The organism is Proteus vulgaris (assembly GCF_016647575.1).
Lineage (GTDB): Bacteria > Pseudomonadota > Gammaproteobacteria > Enterobacterales > Enterobacteriaceae > Proteus > Proteus mirabilis_B.
This window is the reverse complement of record NZ_CP032663.1, coordinates 3,620,968-3,639,514: the sequence shown is the minus strand read 5'-3', so window position 1 is coordinate 3,639,514 and position 18,547 is coordinate 3,620,968. Positions and strand designations below refer to the sequence as shown.

The following is an 18,547-nucleotide window of genomic DNA, read 5'->3' as shown; positions in this document are numbered from 1 at the left end:
AGTGAGGTTTTTATATGAATATGAAAATTGATAATAATACCAGTTTATCTGATAAATATAAATTTGAAAGTAATGACATTGAAAGTAACAAAATTGAAAAAAATGAGAATGCCAACGATAATAAATCGCGAATTAAAAAATTCGAACTAAAAATAGATGAAATCATAGAAGGAAATGAAAATAGTAAAATACCTATTTTAGTCGAACCAATAGTAAAAACACCAGATATAGATTCAATAATGAAATCACTTAATGTTGATAACGATAATGATATTTATGACCATGTTAAATCAGAAGTTTTAGGCATGTTTAATTTTTTATCTGATAAAGATATGGCTTTAATTAACAAAATTATTTCATTTTCACTGCTGATGGTGGAAATATTTAGATCATCTAGAGAAATTAATGCTGTTTTAATGAAAGTTCAATTAAATCTAGCTGAAAAAATGAAAGATAATCTTGATCATAAAGCTAGGATTATGGTGGGTGCAGCAATTGCTAGTGCGGGAGCTTCGATAGCAATCCATTCCGTAGGTGCAACAGTTTCAATACATGGAATGGGAATGTTGAATGGAGTGCAGAGTACCAACCCAACAATGATAAAAGGTAATTTAATTTCGACCACTGCAGACCCTTTAGCTAGAGTTATAGATCAGACTTTACAATCTAAAGGAATTGTACTTGATGGTGAGCAAAAGGTATTAGAAGCAAGAAGTAGTATTAATAACAATGTTATTAGTAATAACAATGATATACAACGAGAAGCTGTCGAAGTAGCAAGAATTATAATACAAGCAATAATGGCGCTTATTCAAAATAAACAAGAAGCCGCTTCTTTTATTGTTACCAAGTGCTAGAGGATAATTTTTATGAATCAAGCGGTTAATTCAAGGATGTTTAACACAGCTAATTCTTTAATAAACCAGTCATCAGCCATGGAGTCTGACTCTATTTCAAAAGAAACAATGGAATTTTTGAATAGAATTGAAAGTTTACTAATAGATATAAAAAAAGAACATAAAGATTTTAATTTTGATAACTGGATATACTGTAATAAGTTGAAAGGAAAATCGGAGAGAGAAATATATTTTTCTCTCTCTGAACAATATGATAAAAATTTTATTAAAAATAAGAAGTGTTTGAGTTTGTTAAATAAATCATCATCACTAATAAAAAATGCATTTTCTAATCACGGTTATCCTACGGATTCATTAAGTGATTTTTTTCAGGAAGTCAAACAATCTATTGTTGCGGGTAAGAATGATTATTTAGATATTTTAAAAGATATTTTTTCTAGCTATATGGATTATGTTAGAGAATTAAGAGAAGCGATGGCTTCTTTGGGCAAGTATACTAAAGCAGGAAAAAAAGATGGATATATTGCTGTTAACTTTATTGAATTTAAGAATGAACTAGAGAAAATTAGAAGCGATTATATTAATAAATTCAAAAATAAACCTTTTTTTAAAAGCGAGTTTAAATTTGAATATAATAATGAAGGGTATATTAGAAATATAGAACAGCAAAAAATAAATTATTCAAATAAATCACAGGTTGATCATGCTTTAAATTCAGTTGAAAAATTATTGATGAATATTAAGGGAATTAAAATAGTAAAGCATGATAACTCAACAAAAACAAAGAATGATATCAATATTGATTTTTGGGGTGATATTAACTTTGATGATTTTGATAAGATTATCAATGGAGTTAAAGAGAAAATACCAGATAAAAAAATATTAACAAATGAAGAGATAGAAAGTAAAAAAAATAGCATAATTGATGGTTATCGTAAGGAACTATCAGCAAATAGTCTATTTATTAATTCTGAATTAAAGAAGAAAATTGAAAGTGGATTTGAGGCGAGGGCTAATGAAGAAATTAAAAGATTAAAAAAAGAGCGAGATGAAGAAAAGTTTAATAATATGCTACAAACAGAATTTGATTTACTAAAAAAGTCAATTGATGCATTTGAAAAGAAATTGAGTAATAATTTAGATGAACTATCTAAAAAATATAGTTCAGCAAATAGTAATTATGATAATTTTGTGAAGATAATGAGTAGCACAATGAATACATTATTAGAAATGGCAAAAGGTTTTTTACGATTTTAAATTTAATATATTAAAAATAATGTAATTATATTTTAGAGAGAATGGCCTAACACTGTTAATAATATATATAGTTTTGAGTTTTTAAAGCTATCTTTTACTATTATATAAGGTTAATGTTATGGCTACTGCTATTGATTCGAATATATCTAAAGTAAGTAATGTTACAAATATAGAGAATGATTTTTATAATGAAATAACAAACGATGATTTTTACGATGGAGTTGACTATTTATTAGAAAATATAAAAAGAGAGTATCAGGATATCTATCTGAATAAATATCAAATTAATAAAAAATTAAAAGATATATCAAATAATGAAATGGTTTTTTATCTTGATGAACAATATGTAAAAAACTCTATTGGTGAACAGAAAAGTCTGAATGTAATCAGCCATGTCGCTCGTTCTATTGCAAATACTTTACCAGATGATAGTTATCCAACAGATTCATTAAGTGATTTATTTGATGATATAAAGCAGTCTATTGTTGCTGGAAAAAATGATTATTTAGATGTTTTAAAAGATATTTTTTCTAAATATATGGAATATGTTAAGGAACTGAGAGAAATATTATCTGAGTTGAGTAAAGCAACATCTGCCGGAAGTAAAGATGGATATATAAGTGTAGATGTTGATGATTTGATTAATAAATTAATAGCTTTAAAAACGAAAGTTGATAGGCCTGGTTTTTTTAGTATATGGATGTATTTTATCAAAGATGATGATGGTCGGTATTATAGAATAATTAATGGTGAAAAAGTATATTATCCGGATAACTTTGATGCAGATAATGCGGTTAAGGCTGTAGAAAAATTACTTGATCAAATAAAAGGTGTGACATCAAAAAAAGAAGATAATTCAGACTCTGTTAGACCTGATTTATCTTTTTTATTTAATGTGAGTTTAGATTTATCAGGGCTGGATAAATTAATTGATTATTTAAGTAAAATGCCGACAGGAAAACATGATATTTTACAAACTGAATTTGATTTATTGAAAAAAACACTAGATGCTATTGAAAAAGGACTTAATACAAATCTTGATGAACTTTCTAAAAAATACAGTTCGGCGAATAGTAACTATGATAATTTCGTTAAAATAGTGAGTAGCACTATGAATACATTATTAGAAATGGCAAAAGGATTTTTACGTTTTTAATTTTATATAGAGTAATGTTATGGATAATAAAATTATTTTAGGGATAAAAAAGAGCTGATATATGATTAATATCAGCTCTTGATTTTGAAAATAACTGTTTAAATTAGAATTTATATTCTACACCTAACCAGTAATTACGACCGTCTTCCATATAACCTTGAGTGTATTCATAAGATTTATCGAAGAGGTTATTAACAGAAGCATTTGCAGAAACACCATAACCAAAGTCATAATCTAAACGAAGGTCAGTTTTTGCATAACCTGCTAATTTTTCATCTTCATCAATGCGGTTATAAGTCCAACCTTGTGCTTCTTCCATAATGGTAAAGCGAACTTGTTCAACAGGAATAAATGTCATCCACATATAGGCTTTATGTTTTGGTAAGCCTTCAACATGTGCGACTTGTTTAGGGTCGCTATGGATATAGCTGTAATTTAAGCCAAGCTCTAACCAATCGGTCACATTACCTTTAGTTCCTAAATCAACACCAACATAGTCAATGCGTCCACTATTTTGATTTTGGAAGAATGCTTTGCCATCACGATAAACCGTGTGTGCCATAATCGCATCACTGACACGGTTGTAGTAAACGCTGGTTTGATAACCCCATTTATCCGTAATGTGTCCTTCATAGGTTAAATCGAAAGATAATGCGCGTTCAGGATCTAAGTCTGGATTGATGATCCCTTTTGAGCCATCTTTTGGTTTTTCAGTCGTGTAACGCTCTTTTTGAGTCGGGAAGCGGCTACGATCAGAAACAGAGAAACGAACGTTATCATTATTAGCTAATGAATATTTCGCCATCATCTCCCAGTTAAAGGCGGTTTGTTTGTTATCATCAGCGCCTTTATCGGTATCAACACTGTCGCGCCAGTCGTAGCTAATTGCACCGACTAAATCGAGATCATTTGTAGCAGCCCATTGATATTCTGTCGCTAAAGACCATGTTCTGTCTTTATAACGCATCCAATCACCATTTTTCTCTTTCTGAGAACGGTGAACGTCATCTTTCCAATGAGCGGCAAAAGAGAGTAGATCATTTTCGCGTGTATCAATACCTAATTGTAATGCGGCACCCGTGCTGTAGTCGTCATAGTGGCTGTAGTCAGCAGTATCGCCTTTTTTAGGGTACATATAGAGGGTATTTTCAAATTTATCGTGGTATGCACGGCTTTGCAGATTAATACCATCAGTGATTTGAGTGATACCGCTATAGTAGTAACTCTCTTTGTTGTAATCCGGCCATGCCCAATATTTATATTTACCTTTTGCATTAGCAGAGGTATTTGGTGGGCTATTTTTTTCACCGTCTTGTTTTACATAAGTCAGGGTATATTCGTCAGAAGCGCGTGGCGTCCAACCCACTTTGATCATGCCACGTTTGTCATCAGTTGCTGAATTATCACGACGTCCATGAGTTCCTGCTGCTGCATTATTTTCATCCGCACCAGGAATTGGCGTAAAGCGTTGTTTTAATTGGCTACCACTGATTTGAATAAAGCCTAAGTCATTACGTGCACCTAAACGGGCACTCATGTTATGTGCATAATCAGCACCACGAGCAAAACCTTGAGAATAAGCAATGCTTCCTTCTAATGGTTTTTTTGGTGTCGCTGTAGTGATATTAATTGCACCACCCATTAAGTTAGGGCCCTGCAATAATGAGGTATAACCTTTGTTAACTTCAATACTGGCCAGATCGTTAGTGGTAAAACGCGCTAAGTCTAAGTTGCCATCATAAGGAACATACGTTGGAATGCCATCAAAGAACACAGGTACTTGACGGCTATCAAAGCCACGTACTTTTATGGTGTATTCATTACGGTTGCCCGATTTTTGCATCACAACGCCGGGTAATGTTGCAATGGCTTGTGCGGCATTCACTTTATTTTGTTCAAGCATTTGCTCTTGTGTTAACACGTCTGGGTTCGCTGCAATAGGGCTACTCCAAACGGTTAATAAATCAGGTGTTGACTGCCCATAAGTGGTGTCAGCAAGTGCAATACTTGGCAGTAGAGCAAGAGATAAACAGTAGCATAGAGGTTTTAATTTCATCATTCCAATCTCAGTTCACAATCTATATATAGTTTTTTATATAACGATATGCGTAAAAATAAATGAATAAATTGAGTGCTAACAAAGTGTTAGCACTCGGTTTTTATAAAATAAAGTCACAAACTCAAATAAAAGAGGCTCAGCAAAGATATTCCTCTATGCCACTACAACCATTTCCTTGTTATAACTTCTTTCATATTGAGTAGATGTTGTCTCTATTTATTGTTGATTAAATATGTAAATACTCACTTACTTATAAGCTATTATTTTTATTTAATCTTTTGGGTAAAGACGAACTTTAATATCCGTCGGTGGTGCATAATAAGGTGAAGACGTTACCATTAAGGTAATGCCGGTTTGTGCGTATTTTTCGATAGTATTGAGGTTAATACCGCCAGCCACAGATAAGTGACAATGAGGCGCAATTTGAGGCGCTTCTTGTTGTAACTGTGAGATATCTTCAATTGAGAATTTATCTAGCTGTAAAATATCAGGCTGTGCTTTTAATGCTTCTCTTGCTTGTTCAATATCGTCGGCTTCCACAACAATGCATTTTTCAGGCGCTGCTTGGCGCAACTGCTTAACGTGTTGTGCCCAATTATCAGGCTCTGATAAAAATCGACGATGATTAGCAAAGAGTAAAATAGTTTCTGAGCAACCTTGGCGATGGATAACACCACCACCCGCAAGTACCGCTTGAGTTGCCAGTAATTTGGTATTAGGGATATTTTTACGTGTGCACGCAATTTGCCCTTTAGGTTGATAGCGATGATAGATTTCTAGCATTCTTGCCATATAGTCACTAACACCACAACTCCACTCAAGCACGTTTTGCACGACTTTCCAGCCTTGGTGTAGTGCATCAGCACGACCTTCAGCGGTGATTAAGCAATCGCCTTTATCGGCAAAATCGCCATCTTGTAGATGTGCTGTAACCTCTAATCCTAGTTTCTCTAATAAGCGACAACCTAGCGTGATCCCACTGACACAACCTGCTTCACGGCGTGTAAATGTCATTGTACCTAGCTGATCACTAATATTGAGCGCTCGACTAGTGAGATCACCATATTGGATATCTTCCATTAATAAATTATCAAGAAAGGCATCAGGATAATAAATCATAGGTTTAGCTCGCTTTCAGGGACAACATCCCAAGAAACCATTGCCCAATCACGAGTGGGTGAAATCAGTGAAACACCTTTTTCAATGCTTTCATGATAGTAATTAGTTAGGCGTACAATTTCGTCTTCGCTTAATGGCCCTACGGAGAAATTAATACCTTCAATAAATTGCTCAAGGCTATTGAAATTGCTTTGGCAATTACGGCTACGGATATAATCCACTTTAGGGTGAATACCCATTTGGTTTAGCATATTCACAGCATAAATGTATGTTGGGAGCGTAGGAACTTCACGACCCAATAAGCGAATAATGCGTTGATCAACAAAAGTCGGAGAAACGGTATGTGTAGTATAAACACGTAATTTAGCTTGGCGATTCAGCTTTAAAAGAGCCGTTTTTAAATCCATCACCAGTGTTGAACGTGATGCAACCGCGATATCACAACGAGGAAGTTCGTCCCAGCTATCTTCCCATGAGCAAGTTATAAATTCAGCGTGGTTGATACCTGCTTGTTCTGCTCTGCGTTTAGCGACAGCTAACATACCTGTACTGTAATCAATACCAATGGTTTTCTTGAATTTGTCTGCTACATGAATGCTGATAGAGCCAGGGCCACAGCCTACATCTAATAGGGTTTCTGCACCTGTAAAATCCATCATTTCACGAAATTTGATTAAATAAGGATCATTAGGATTAGCACAGGTTTCTGCCATTTTTTCAGCACGTTTATCCCAATGTTCAGGCTCTTTTTTGGTTCTTTCTGCCTGTACCATGTGGTTTTTATAAAGTTCAGCAAAATCCGTGGTTTCAATTGTGTTCATATTCTTGCCTATAGTCATTTTTATTATCAGAGTAGGCGTGAAAATGCGCCTGAATATCTGTTGGTTGTACACCATAAAGGTGCGCTAAATTATCGGGTGTCAGCAAAACTTCAGGGCTGTTTTGCAAAACAGGGGTATGAGGTGTCAGTAAAATAACATCATCCGCCAAAGAGGCTGCATGTTGAGGGTGATGTGTAGACATAAACACACTGATCCCCAACGCTTTTAATGCCTTAACTTGGGTAAGCAATTTGATTTGATTACCAAAATCAAGGCTTGCTGCGGGTTCATCCATGATCAGCAACTTAGGTTGTTGCACTAACGCACGAGCAATCAAAACCATCTGTTTTTCACCGCCACTTAAAGTATCAAAAGTTCGGTGAGCAAGATGAGAAAGCGAGAGCATTTCTAAGGTTTCCATTGCCATCGCTTTATCTTGCGAGCTAGGCATAGAGAAAAAGGAGAGATGCGCACCTCGTCCCATCACCACCATATCGATGACATTAAACGAAAAGGGGATATGTGTGGCTTGAGGAACATAGGCAACCACTTTGGCAAGCTCTGTTGGTGACCACTCACTTAGTGTTTTACCCGCAATATTAATCTCACCATCAATACAGGGTATTAGCCCTAATAGTGTTCGCATCAGTGTCGTTTTACCGCAACCATTGGCACCTAATAAGCAGATGATTTGCCCTTGTTCGATGTGAAACGAGAGATCTTTAATTAAGGTTTTGCCTTTATAACCAATGGCGAGTTGTTTCGCATTCGCAATGACCATCAGCCTTTCCTCGTTCTAAGTAACAACATTAGGAAGAATGGCGCACCAATGGCTGATGTTAAAATACCTAATGGAAGTTCAATATTGGCAATTGTGCGAGCTAATGTATCTGTAATTAACAACATTATGGCTCCCACAAGTAAGGAAACAGGGAGTTGTTGACTGAAGTTAGCGCCCACTAACAACCTTGCGATATGAGGAACAATTAAACCTAACCAGCCAATAATACCTGCGATAGAAACCGCACTTGCGGTGATTAATGTGGCTGACAAAATAAAGACAAGTCGGGTGACTTCGACGTTTAAACCTAATGCTCTGGCTTCTTCATCAGATAAACTGAGAATATTCATACGCCAGCGTAATAAAATCAGTGGAATAAATCCGACTAACATTAAGGGTGCAACGGAAATTAAATCAGAAGCCGTAATGGTCGAAAGTCCGCCTAAGAGCCAAAAGGTAATGGAAGGCAATTGAGTATAAGGATCAGCGAGAATTTTCATTAATGAGATTGCTGAGCCACATAAGGCACTGATAGCAATACCAACCAACACAAGGGAAAGCACTGGATCGTGTTGTTTCGCAAGCCTTGCAATAAAGTAGACAAGGGCAACTGTTGCCAAACCGCCAGCGAAGGCAAAAAGCTGGATCGACAACATCGATTGCCCAAGAAAAATACCCAATACAGCACCCACGCCAGCACCTGAAGAAACACCTAGAATATCGGGTGATACTAAAGGGTTACGAAACATGCCTTGATAAGCGGCACCCGCAATCGCAAGTCCTCCACCAATTAAAATTGCCGCTAGAACGCGGGGAAATCTTATTTGCCAGAAGACGGTTTCAGTGCGGTTATACTCTACATTGCCCGTTAATTTATTACTTATCAGTGTCCATAACTCACTAGTAGTAAGTGAATACTTACCACTTGTGATCGCAATTAACGCAACGATGGAAAATAATGTAAATAAAAGCGTGATGCGTACTGATTGACTCATGAATACCCCAGCAATTGCTGACATTGTTCAGCACTTAATTGCGTATGGTAAAAATGAGCAAAGTAAGCTTGCAGATCTTGAGCCGCTTGTTTTTCTATTCGAGTGTCAAAATGGCTTTGTAAGCGACGCATTCCCATTAAACGGTTGATCCCCGGAGGACCATCTAACCAACCAAATGGTAAGCCTTTAAACAGTAGCACTTTGTTGTTTTTAACGGCTTGAATACTTTTCCATACCGAGCCTTGCATAATTTGCTGATAGGCATTTTCATCTTGTGTGATGATAATTTCAGGGTCCCACATCAACAGTTGTTCTGGTGAAACATCTGTTAATCCAGTGAAGTCAGGAATATCTACCACATTTTCAAAGCCTAACGTTTCAATCGCCTCGGTATGAATAGAGCTTCTTGCACCCGTTTGTAGCCCTTTTGCACCACGGGCAAGGTAAAAACGAGGGTTTGTTTTTTGTTTAGAAGCAAACAAAGCGGCATCACTAAGATATTGCTCTGCAATAAGCGCTAATGTTTCTGCTCTTTCTGCAACACCGAGTAAAGCGCCTGTTTGACGTAACTGAGCTGGACTATCTTTTAATGTGCCATCAATTAATACATAAGGTACACCCGTTTGATCAGAAACACGTTTCGCTAATGAACGATAGGTTTCATCCACATTTCCGCTATCAATAATAATATCGGGCTCTAACGTCAATAAAGCTTCTAAAGAGAGGGTACTTCCTCGTCCTGATAAGCGCCCTAAACGAGGCAATTTACGCAGGTCATCTGAAAACAAAGGACTTTTTTCTAAATTAAGTGAGGAAAAACCCAATAATTTTTCAGGTGCTAATGCAAGTAACAATTGATCAGTCGGAGGTCCTGCACTTATTACGCGATGGATCGCGGTTGATGCCGGAACATGACCGAATTGTGCTGCAATACGTGAGGTTATTGCTGCTCTTACAGAATGCGGAAGTGCTGATAATGTCGCAATTGTCGTGAGGTAAGTTAGAAATTGTCGTCTACGGATCGCCATAAGTTCACACTATTTATTGTTTTATGTTGGTATCGTTGTTTCATTTATTATATAGCGAAGAATACTATATTTCCTTTGGCTTAAGTCAAGGGATCATCAGTCAAAATCAAATCTAAGCACACATCTGAAAAACTTTATTCGAAATAGTGTATAACCTAGGGCTATAATCAGCGTTCTTGGAAAATTAAAGCGCGTATTAATACGAGTGTTTTTGGATAGTTGCGATATAAAATGAAGAAAAAACGCCCCTCATTACAGGATGTCGCTTCACGAGTCGGTGTTACCAAAATGACGGTTAGTCGTTTTTTGCGTAATCCCGAACAAGTCTCTGAAGCTTTACGAGAAAAAATTGCGCGTGAATTAGATAGCCTCAATTATATTCCTAATCGCGCCCCTGATATTTTATCGAATTCGACCAGTCATGCGATTGGGGTATTGCTACCTTCTTTAACTAACCAAGTTTTTGCTGAAGTTATTCGTGGCATTGAATCAGTGACCGATAAATACGGTTATCAAACCATGTTAGCGCACTACGGATATCGTGCTGAAAAAGAAGAAGAACGCCTGCTTTCATTACTCTCTTATAATATTGATGGGCTTATTCTTGCTGAAAGAACGCATACACCAAAAACGATGAAAATGTTAGAAACCGCAGGTATTCCAGTGGTGGAAATCATGGATAGCGTTTCCCCTTGTTTTGATTCGGCAGTGGGATTAGATAACGTTGATGCTTCAGAACAGATGGTCAATGAGATGATCAAACGTGGATGTAAACGGGTTATCTACCTTGGCGCAAGACAGGATGAACGAACCTTAATGCGGTTACAAGGTTATGAAAAAGCAATGCAAAATGCAGGCTTACCTATTGGCAATGTGATGACGCCAAAGAGCTCATCTTATTCGTTAGGTGCTGAATTATTACATGCTGCACGTAAGCAATATCCTGATTTAGATGGACTTTATTGCACCAATGACGATATCGCAATTGGCGCCATTTTTGAGTGTCAACGTTTAGGTATTTCTGTGCCAGAGGATATTGCGATATCGGGTTTCCATGGACACGATGTTGGGCAAGTAATGACACCTCGTCTGGCAAGTATCTTTACTCCTCGTGATGAAATGGGGCAACAAGCTGCTGATTTATTGCTTAAACGGATGAAGGGTAAAATTGCTCGTGGTCAAGTGATTGATGTAGGTTTCCGCATTATTACGGGTGAAAGCATATAATTAATTAACTTATTGATAATTTTTAAAAATAATGATTTTTAAGCCCTATTGTTATGTTTGTAACAGTAGGGTTTTTTATTGAGATGCCTTTTCTCTTTCAGTGTTATTACTCTCAATTGGGCTGTGAATAAAAAGAAGTTGGTCGGATATTTTGTTGTCATTTTGTAGATCATCTTACTTTCATTTGAGAGTCGCTTCACATTTTCACTTCTTAGTTGATCTTCGTTGTTGTATTTACCTTGTCACTTCGGATATGTTACCCGTAACAGTTACGGGTAACATTACAAGAAAGACTTAATATCTGCCTTAAAGGAGCATTCTATGAACGATACCCAATCCCTACACCATGTTTTCATCTTAATGGGGGTATCAGGCAGCGGTAAATCTGCGGTCGCAAGTGGTGTAGCACAACGTACAGGTGCTGCATTTTTGGACGGTGATTTCCTCCATCCTCGCTCAAATATTACTAAAATGGCATCAGGCCACGCTTTAAATGATGAAGATCGTAAACCTTGGCTACAAGCATTAAATGATGCCGCATTTGCAATGCAAAGAACCAATAGTGTTTCGTTAATTGTTTGTTCTGCATTGAAAAAACAGTATCGCGATATGTTGAGAGACGGCAATCAATGCCTGCACTTTTTATATTTAAAAGGTGACTATGAGCTGATTGAAAGTCGTTTAAAAGCACGTAAAGGGCACTTCTTTAAACCTCAAATGTTAGTAACTCAATTTGAAACCCTAGAAGAGCCAACAACAGCTGAAAATGATGTGTATGAAATTGATATTTCAATGCCACTTGATGATGTGATTGAAAGTGCAATTAATAAGATAAATTCAGTCACTCAAGGGACTTTTGAAGGGGAAACGGTATGAGTACATTAACACTTGTGCTAACAGCAGTTGGCTCTGTTTTATTACTGCTCTTTTTTGTTATGTATGCACGCTTACATGCTTTTATTGCATTAATGATTGTTGCGATTGGTGCGGGTATTTTCTCAGGCATGCCTTTGGAAAAAATCACACAAACCATGCAAAACGGAATGGGAGGTACTTTAGGTTTCCTCTCTATCGTTGTCGCACTGGGTGCAATGTTTGGTAAAGTGCTGCATGAAACAGGGGCATTAGACCAAATCGCAGTACGGTTATTAAAGTATTTTGGTGAGAAACGTGCCAACTACGCATTAGGTATCGCAGGTTTAATTTGTGCCCTACCTCTGTTCTTTGATGTCGCCGTTGTTTTATTAATTGGCGTTGTATTTGCTGTTGCTCGCCGTACAGGTGGCAATGTAGTGAAAATGGCGATCCCTTTATTTGCGGGTGTTGCAGGTGCAGCAGCCTTCTTATTACCGGGGCCAACACCAATGTTATTAGCTGACCAAATGAATGCAGATTTTGGTTGGATGATCTTAATTGGTCTGTGTGCGGCTATTCCGGGCATGTTATTAGCAGGTCCTATCTTCGGTAACTTTATCAGCCGTTACGTTACCTTAGAATTACCAAAAGATTTGTCTGAACCAAGTTTAGGTCAAAACAAGATGCCTTCCTTTGGTTTCAGCCTTGCACTGGTGTTATTACCTTTAGTGTTAGTGGGATGCAAAACCATTGGTGCGCGTTTTGTTGAGAAAGGTTCAGAGCTGTATAACATTCTTGAATTTGTTGGTCATCCATTTATCGCTATTCTTGTCGCTTGTTTAGTGGCTATTTACGGCTTAGCAATCCGCCGTGGTATGAGTAAAGAAAAAGTGATGGAGATTTGTTCTGCGGCTATCCAACCTGCGGGGATCATTTTACTGGTCACAGGTGCGGGCGGTGTCTTTAAACAAGTGCTGGTCGATTCTGGTGTTGGCCCTGCATTGGGTAATGCTTTAATTGGTGCTGGGATGCCAATCGCAGTAGCGTGTTTTATTCTGGCGGGTGCAGTGCGTGTTATTCAAGGTTCAGCAACGGTTGCTTGTTTAACTGCTGTCGGTTTAGTTTTACCTGTTATCAATGAACTGGGTTACAGCGGTGCTCAAATGGCTGCATTATCAGTTTGTATTGCGGGTGGCTCTATTATTCTTAGTCACGTTAATGACTCTGGTTTCTGGTTGTTTGGTAAATTTACAGGCGCAACAGAAGCTCAAACCTTAAAAACATGGTCATTAATGGAAACTATTCTTGGCACAACCGGTGCTGTAATCGGTATGATTTTCTTCGCATTTCTTTGATATCTAATCTTTATTTTTCAAATTATTAGCGCGTCCTTTGACGCGCTTTTTTCATTGCTATAAATGGCTATCAAATATGACAGAAAATACCTCGTGTCTCATTAACCTATAGGTTTCTTTATTCTGTGGGCACATTGGGGTTGTCATATTATGGTTGACTATAATTCGCTTTTTATTAAACACACGGATTGTAATATTCACACAATCACACTTATACGTGATTCGATTTTAGCATCAAGCAATAAGCTACAAGATAAACTTAATTTGCTCGATGAGATGGAACATCTATTTAGCAAGATGTTGGATAATTCCCGCTTATTAACTCAATTTTTAAATGAGGTTGATACACATTTTACACATAGCCGAGAAGAGATAGAAAATTTCTCTGGTTGGCTAAAAAAAATCAAAGAGAGCGCCAGTAATATTGATAGGCTTTCCAGTCAGGCGAATCTTTTATCGATAAATTCAGCGATTGAAGCAGGGCATATAGGGCGAGAAGGCGCGGGATTTTCAGTCTTAGCCCAAGAGATGAAAAAGTTGTCATTAGAAATCCAGAAACAAGCTTCTTCTATTGCCAGTATTAATAATAATTTAGGTGCTCGCTTTATTCCCGTGAAAGAAACCACAGAAAAAAACCAAGAGCAGGTTCAACAAATAAAAATACAGGTTGAAGAAGGGCATCAAAATTTAACGTCATTGTCAGAACAAGCGAGCGAGCTTAAACATATTTTTACCTTTATTTCGATGCAGCAATTTTTTAATACCGTCAAACTTGATCATGTTTTATGGAAAGAAGCTATTTATATTCATTTATTAAATAATGATGATGAGCACTGCGTTAATCAACATACTGAATGTCGATTAGGAAAATGGTATTACCAAGGTGACGGACGGAAATTTGCAGGTACAGAGGCTTTTCGTCGTTTAGATGAGCCACATAAATTAGTACACGAATGTGGTCGTTTAGCGTTAAGCGCTAATATAAACGGCGATCAAGAAACAGTAACGCAATATATAGAGCGAATGGAACAGGCCAGTGTCGATGTTATCAAGTATGTGGATGTTTTATTAAACTCAGTGGGTTACTAATTCGCGAAATAAAAATCAGAAAAACAAAAAGGAGCGATAAGCTCCTTTTTGTGTGTTGAAAAGAGTGGATTAGCCTTTGTTCATTAATGTGTTCAATTGGCTATAAAGTGTATTGGCACTGCTTTCATAACCTTCACGAGAAAGATGAACACCATCAGGTCTTGCTAAATCATACAATGCCCACGCTTTTATGGAGCACTCTCCACCCATATAGTCACGCCAATCCCAGAATAGCGTTTTCTCTTGTTGGGCGACTTCTTTTTGAATTCTGACAATATCAGTTAGCCATTGAGGCTGCTGTGAACGACAGTCAGAGGCTTCTTTATTTTTGATTGAGTCAGACGGCCCAATTAATAAAATAGCGCTATTAGGGGCTTGCTGGCGAATTTGGCGAATTTTATCCGTAAGCTGCTGGCGATAGGCACTTAAATCAAAAGTGTCATTAAAGGCTTCGTTTGTACCATAAGCCAAAATCACCATATCAGGATGTAATTGTCCTAATGTTTCAGTCCACTGTGAACCCCATCTATCCATCATATTAATAGTGGCACCGTTAATGCCTAATGAGGATAACATCACGCCGGGTTGTTGATTGGTGATCAACCAACCACCTAATTTAACTGGCTGGTTTTTGTTAACGGTAATGCTGACAGGGAATGTCATGGCAGTCGGATTTGAAAATTGCCATTTACCTTGTGTTTGTGACAGTGAAAGGACTTTGCTTGTCGATGACTGTACATTCACCTGCGCTGTCGTTGGCGTTTTATAAAGTGCTTGTAACTGATAGCGCTGCTGAGTTACTGGATTTTCAGATAACTGTAATTTTGCCCATTTAGCTTGAGGTTCACTAATAAAACCCCCTAATGGGAAATCAGGATCGCTATCTTTTCTGCTTGAAAGCAGTGTCCATGCTTTTTTGTCACTCTGGTATTGTACGTTTGCAATACGTTGACCTGCGATATTCGTCGGAGGAATAAAACCAATACCGCCATTACCATAGTCTGCCTGAAAACGTTCACGCAACTTACCACTGAAAAAATCAGCTGCAGTATGGGAATCCCCTAACTGAACAATATGCACAGTTTGGCGACCTTGCTGTAATTTCTTAACAAAGCCCGCAAAGTGAGGATCGTGATAATTGTAAAGCTGTCTTGAACCATCAGCAGGTAATACTGTTGGTGTGGGGAGCTTCACTGTTTTTTCAGTGTCTTGGTTACAAGCAACTAAGAGTGAAACTAGAGCCAGTATAATTGAGCTACTGACTAACGTTTTACGCTCAAGGATGTGCGTTATTTGTTTCATTTACAATAACCGTAGTTTTATCTTTTACATCATCGACTGCATTATCTTCTTTAATTTCTTCTTGAAGATGAATACGTGAGAATACGTGTTGAGCAATAATTTGCTGACCTTTTAAGCTAAAATGAATGCCATCACCGGCTCTTAACTTAACACGACTGCTACCATCGCCCATATAATCAGAATAAATATCTTTCTCATATTTAAACATATCATTGACGGAAAGGTAAATTTCGCCCATTTTCTCAGCTTCTTCGCGGTAAAGTTTATCAAGATATGCCATACCTTCAGATAACTTCTGTTTACGCATATTAGGGGGACCAACCCAAATCACCGTGACATTATTCTGTCTTGCATTTTCTATAATGCCTGCAATACGTGATCGGTAGGTAGATTCCCATGCTTCACTGGCAAATTTTAAGTAGCGTCCTCCGCCATCAGGCGGCATATCCCAAGGATCGTTAGGGCCTAAAAAGACCACTAATAATTTGATGGAGTCGTCATTGGCTAAGCGTGTCGCAATAGTTTGTGGCCAATTGAAAAAGCGTGGATAGGCAAGTCCTGTACTTTGTTTACTTAAATCGATACTGCTGATGTTGTAATCCGTTTGCAGTTGACGTTTAAGTAAAGGTGCAACACCTTGCATCATTGAATCGCCCGCAAATAACACTTTATCTTCTGGTGATAAGATAATTTCTGTTTTTTGAACGATAGGTTTTAAGGCTTCTAATGCGGCATCAGACACGTCTGTAACAGAATGGTAAGGTAACCCACCCATTGCCTGCTTGCGCTCTAATAACTGAGGAAAGCGTTGCGTTAATTGAGTCGCTGGTCGTGTATACCCATTAAAGAAGTGTAAGCCAACAGCAAAGCCTTCAGGAAGCTGCTCAGGAGCTGAGGTTTGCACTATTGGTTTAGCCTGATTATCAGGATGATTAACTTGTAGGTAATCTCCATAGCTTTCTATTGCAACGAATACGCCATCACGCAGTTGTCCACCCACTTGCCAAGCATAATAGTGAGAAAGTCCAGACCAAGGTGCAGGGCGATGATATTGTTGTTGCCAAAAACGCTCTAGTGATGTTTGGTTTAGCCAAATCAGAAAGAGTGTGCTGAATAGCACCATTAAGGCAACTTTTGCTGTCTTTTTTAAGTTTGAGCAGAAATCAAAAGCTGGCATAAATAAATCCTGGCACCCCATCTGGAGACAACATGAAAATAATCGTGAGGATCAACGCAAGTGGTAGCGGATAAACATACCACGGCACTCTTTTCTCAAGACGAGCCACAATATCCCTTAATGTTACAAAGCAAGGGTAAAGTAAGAAAAGTCCCCAGAACATAAAGAGGGTTAAGCCTTCAGCTTGTAATGACGCCCAAGCACCCACACTAAAGAGTTGCTGTATTAAAACAAAAGCATCTCCCACGGTTTGACTGCGGAAAAATATCCAAGCAAAGCAAACAAAGTGGAAAGTAATTATCCATGACAACAACATATTCAATGACGATAACGCGCTTGGTGGGGTATTTTTCTTCACAGGGAAGAGACGGTGTTTAATATTTAATAACACCACACCAATTCCGTGAATAGCACCCCAAATAATAAAGGTCATAGCAGCACCGTGCCATAATCCAGAAATTACCATCGCGGCAAAGGCATTAAAGTTTTGTCTAATCACTCCTTTACGATTACCCCCTAAAGGAATATAGACGTAATCACGAATAAAGGTAGATAAACTGATGTGCCAGCGACGCCAGAAATCAGCTAAGTTTATCGCTAAATAAGGCGCATTAAAGTTGCGAGGGACAACAAAGCCCAGTAATAAGGCAATACCTGTAACAAGATTGGTATAACCAGAGAAATTAAAATAGATATGCCATGCATAGGCATAAACCGCCGTCAGCACTTGCCCACTTTGCGCTAAATCAGGCGCGTTAAATACCGGATCAACATAGTTTGTTGAAAACCAACCACTTAACCAAAAGAGTTTTGCGATAGCTAAAACAATCAGCATTATCGCCCCTTTATAATCAATGATTTTTCGGGTTGGAGCCTGAATTTGTGGAAGAAATTCTTTAGCGCGATTAATCGGCCCCGCAACTATGCTTGGGAAAAAGCATAGATAAAGAACGACATCTAAAAACGGTGCTTTAGGGATCTCTTTTCGGCAAACAGAAACGACATAACTAACTGAATGGAAAATATAGAAAGAGAGTCCTAGTGGCGCAAGCAACTCAATAAGAGGCAGCTCAATACTGAGTCCCCATTGCTGGAATGCTTGTGTCAGCGTTTCTTGGAAGAATGAGTAATATTTAAAGGCAGTAAAATAGACCGCAACTAATAACCCTAATAGCCAGTATATGACTTTAGAGGACGTGTATTTAGTTAATATATTCGCCAGTAAATAAATAAAGAGCGTGTAACTTAATAAGATAATCGCAGGACGATAATCCGCATAAAAGAGAAAAGCATAACTGACTGTTATCAGTAGAATATTTTGGATCTTGACGTGCTTTTGGAAGAGCCAGTATAGAACAAAAAAGCTAACAAAGGCTCCGAGAAACTCGAATGAAAAAAAATTCATAAAGGGCTCTAAGGGTGTGATTTAAAAGTCATACCAAACGTGTTACCCCATATATTATGAATTC

16 protein-coding genes are annotated in these 18,547 nt (G+C 37.7%); 7 read left to right on the top strand and 9 right to left on the bottom strand.

The window, feature by feature from the left end; translation table 11 throughout:
* Positions 1-14 precede the first annotated feature (14 nt).
* The 3 genes from D7029_RS16615 (at position 15) to D7029_RS16605 (ending at position 3,270) form a co-directional block, all read left to right on the top strand.
* Positions 15-857, top strand: a complete 843-nt coding sequence (locus D7029_RS16615; protein ID WP_194951290.1) for a type III secretion protein — start codon at positions 15-17, stop codon at positions 855-857.
* A gap of 12 nt (positions 858-869) precedes the next feature.
* The gene (locus tag D7029_RS19020) at positions 870-2,114 is read left to right on the top strand and encodes an IpaD/SipD/SspD family type III secretion system needle tip protein (protein ID WP_194951289.1); all 1,245 of its coding nucleotides are present in this window, start codon (positions 870-872) and stop codon (positions 2,112-2,114) included.
* 118 nt (positions 2,115-2,232) lie between these two features.
* Positions 2,233-3,270, top strand: a complete 1,038-nt coding sequence (locus D7029_RS16605; protein WP_194951288.1) for an IpaD/SipD/SspD family type III secretion system needle tip protein — start codon at positions 2,233-2,235, stop codon at positions 3,268-3,270.
* A gap of 103 nt (positions 3,271-3,373) precedes the next feature.
* On the opposite strand, the gene D7029_RS16600 is transcribed toward D7029_RS16605, so the two are convergent.
* The 6 genes from D7029_RS16600 to D7029_RS16575 form a co-directional block, all read right to left on the bottom strand.
* Positions 3,374-5,326, bottom strand: a complete 1,953-nt coding sequence (locus D7029_RS16600; protein WP_194952702.1) for a TonB-dependent receptor plug domain-containing protein — start codon at positions 5,324-5,326, stop codon at positions 3,374-3,376.
* Between the two features lie 273 nt (positions 5,327-5,599).
* Entirely contained in the window at positions 5,600-6,448 is an 849-nt protein-coding gene (gene modD, locus D7029_RS16595; protein ID WP_194951287.1) for a ModD protein, read from the bottom strand.
* Positions 6,445-7,269 carry a class I SAM-dependent methyltransferase gene (locus D7029_RS16590; protein ID WP_194951286.1) on the bottom strand — a complete coding sequence of 275 codons (825 nt, stop codon included), beginning with the start codon at positions 7,267-7,269 and terminating at the stop codon, positions 6,445-6,447. The genes modD and D7029_RS16590 overlap by 4 nt, the downstream gene beginning before the upstream one ends.
* A complete protein-coding gene (locus tag D7029_RS16585; protein WP_194951285.1) occupies positions 7,256-8,050 on the bottom strand; it encodes an ABC transporter ATP-binding protein in 795 nt (264 codons plus the stop codon). Before D7029_RS16585 ends, D7029_RS16590 begins: the two co-directional genes overlap by 14 nt.
* Positions 8,050-9,045 (bottom strand): FecCD family ABC transporter permease, encoded by a 996-nt coding sequence (locus tag D7029_RS16580; protein ID WP_194951284.1) that lies wholly within the window; start codon positions 9,043-9,045, stop codon positions 8,050-8,052. The genes D7029_RS16585 and D7029_RS16580 overlap by 1 nt, the downstream gene beginning before the upstream one ends.
* Complete coding sequence (locus tag D7029_RS16575; RefSeq protein ID WP_194951283.1) at positions 9,042-10,073, bottom strand: iron ABC transporter substrate-binding protein; 1,032 nt, start codon at positions 10,071-10,073, stop codon at positions 9,042-9,044. Before D7029_RS16575 ends, D7029_RS16580 begins: the two co-directional genes overlap by 4 nt.
* Before the next feature lie 231 nt (positions 10,074-10,304).
* Between D7029_RS16575 and gntR the strand changes: the two genes are divergently transcribed.
* From gntR to D7029_RS16555, 4 genes are all read left to right on the top strand, one after another.
* The gene (gntR, locus tag D7029_RS16570; RefSeq protein WP_088494486.1) at positions 10,305-11,300 is read left to right on the top strand and encodes a gluconate operon transcriptional repressor GntR; all 996 of its coding nucleotides are present in this window, start codon (positions 10,305-10,307) and stop codon (positions 11,298-11,300) included.
* Positions 11,301-11,621: 321 nt separating this feature from the next.
* A complete protein-coding gene (gene gntK, locus D7029_RS16565) occupies positions 11,622-12,176 on the top strand; it encodes a gluconokinase (protein ID WP_194951282.1) in 555 nt (184 codons plus the stop codon).
* Entirely contained in the window at positions 12,173-13,510 is a 1,338-nt protein-coding gene (gene gntU / locus D7029_RS16560) for a gluconate transporter (RefSeq protein WP_088494488.1), read from the top strand. The genes gntK and gntU overlap by 4 nt, the downstream gene beginning before the upstream one ends.
* A gap of 150 nt (positions 13,511-13,660) precedes the next feature.
* The gene (locus tag D7029_RS16555; protein ID WP_194951281.1) at positions 13,661-14,599 is read left to right on the top strand and encodes a methyl-accepting chemotaxis protein; all 939 of its coding nucleotides are present in this window, start codon (positions 13,661-13,663) and stop codon (positions 14,597-14,599) included.
* Positions 14,600-14,668: 69 nt separating this feature from the next.
* Here the strand turns inward: D7029_RS16555 and D7029_RS16550 are convergent, their stop codons facing one another.
* The 3 genes from D7029_RS16550 to D7029_RS16540 are packed head-to-tail and all read right to left on the bottom strand — an operon-like array spanning position 14,669 to position 18,483.
* On the bottom strand, positions 14,669-15,901 hold the full coding sequence (locus tag D7029_RS16550; RefSeq protein ID WP_194951280.1) for an SGNH/GDSL hydrolase family protein: 1,233 nt from the start codon (positions 15,899-15,901) through the stop codon (positions 14,669-14,671).
* Complete coding sequence (locus D7029_RS16545) at positions 15,876-17,078, bottom strand: GDSL-type esterase/lipase family protein (protein ID WP_194951279.1); 1,203 nt, start codon at positions 17,076-17,078, stop codon at positions 15,876-15,878. Before D7029_RS16545 ends, D7029_RS16550 begins: the two co-directional genes overlap by 26 nt.
* Positions 17,065-18,483, bottom strand: a complete 1,419-nt coding sequence (locus D7029_RS16540) for an MBOAT family O-acyltransferase (protein ID WP_194951278.1) — start codon at positions 18,481-18,483, stop codon at positions 17,065-17,067. The genes D7029_RS16545 and D7029_RS16540 overlap by 14 nt, the downstream gene beginning before the upstream one ends.
* Between the last annotated feature and the right edge of the window lie 64 nt (positions 18,484-18,547).

What these genes read in the sequence shown, in the direction of transcription:
- D7029_RS16615 (WP_194951290.1), top strand. Translation starts at nt 15, where the DNA reads ATGAATATGAAAATTGATAATAATACCAGTTTATCTGATAAATATAAA.
- D7029_RS19020 (WP_194951289.1), top strand. Translation starts at nt 870, where the DNA reads ATGAATCAAGCGGTTAATTCAAGGATGTTTAACACAGCTAATTCTTTA.
- D7029_RS16605 (WP_194951288.1), top strand. Translation starts at nt 2,233, where the DNA reads ATGGCTACTGCTATTGATTCGAATATATCTAAAGTAAGTAATGTTACA.
- D7029_RS16600 (WP_194952702.1), bottom strand. Translation starts at nt 5,326, where the DNA reads ATGAAATTAAAACCTCTATGCTACTGTTTATCTCTTGCTCTACTGCCA.
- modD (WP_194951287.1), bottom strand. Translation starts at nt 6,448, where the DNA reads ATGATTTATTATCCTGATGCCTTTCTTGATAATTTATTAATGGAAGAT.
- D7029_RS16590 (WP_194951286.1), bottom strand. Translation starts at nt 7,269, where the DNA reads ATGAACACAATTGAAACCACGGATTTTGCTGAACTTTATAAAAACCAC.
- D7029_RS16585 (WP_194951285.1), bottom strand. Translation starts at nt 8,050, where the DNA reads ATGGTCATTGCGAATGCGAAACAACTCGCCATTGGTTATAAAGGCAAA.
- D7029_RS16580 (WP_194951284.1), bottom strand. Translation starts at nt 9,045, where the DNA reads ATGAGTCAATCAGTACGCATCACGCTTTTATTTACATTATTTTCCATC.
- D7029_RS16575 (WP_194951283.1), bottom strand. Translation starts at nt 10,073, where the DNA reads ATGGCGATCCGTAGACGACAATTTCTAACTTACCTCACGACAATTGCG.
- gntR (WP_088494486.1), top strand. Translation starts at nt 10,305, where the DNA reads ATGAAGAAAAAACGCCCCTCATTACAGGATGTCGCTTCACGAGTCGGT.
- gntK (WP_194951282.1), top strand. Translation starts at nt 11,622, where the DNA reads ATGAACGATACCCAATCCCTACACCATGTTTTCATCTTAATGGGGGTA.
- gntU (WP_088494488.1), top strand. Translation starts at nt 12,173, where the DNA reads ATGAGTACATTAACACTTGTGCTAACAGCAGTTGGCTCTGTTTTATTA.
- D7029_RS16555 (WP_194951281.1), top strand. Translation starts at nt 13,661, where the DNA reads ATGGTTGACTATAATTCGCTTTTTATTAAACACACGGATTGTAATATT.
- D7029_RS16550 (WP_194951280.1), bottom strand. Translation starts at nt 15,901, where the DNA reads ATGAAACAAATAACGCACATCCTTGAGCGTAAAACGTTAGTCAGTAGC.
- D7029_RS16545 (WP_194951279.1), bottom strand. Translation starts at nt 17,078, where the DNA reads ATGCCAGCTTTTGATTTCTGCTCAAACTTAAAAAAGACAGCAAAAGTT.
- D7029_RS16540 (WP_194951278.1), bottom strand. Translation starts at nt 18,483, where the DNA reads ATGAATTTTTTTTCATTCGAGTTTCTCGGAGCCTTTGTTAGCTTTTTT.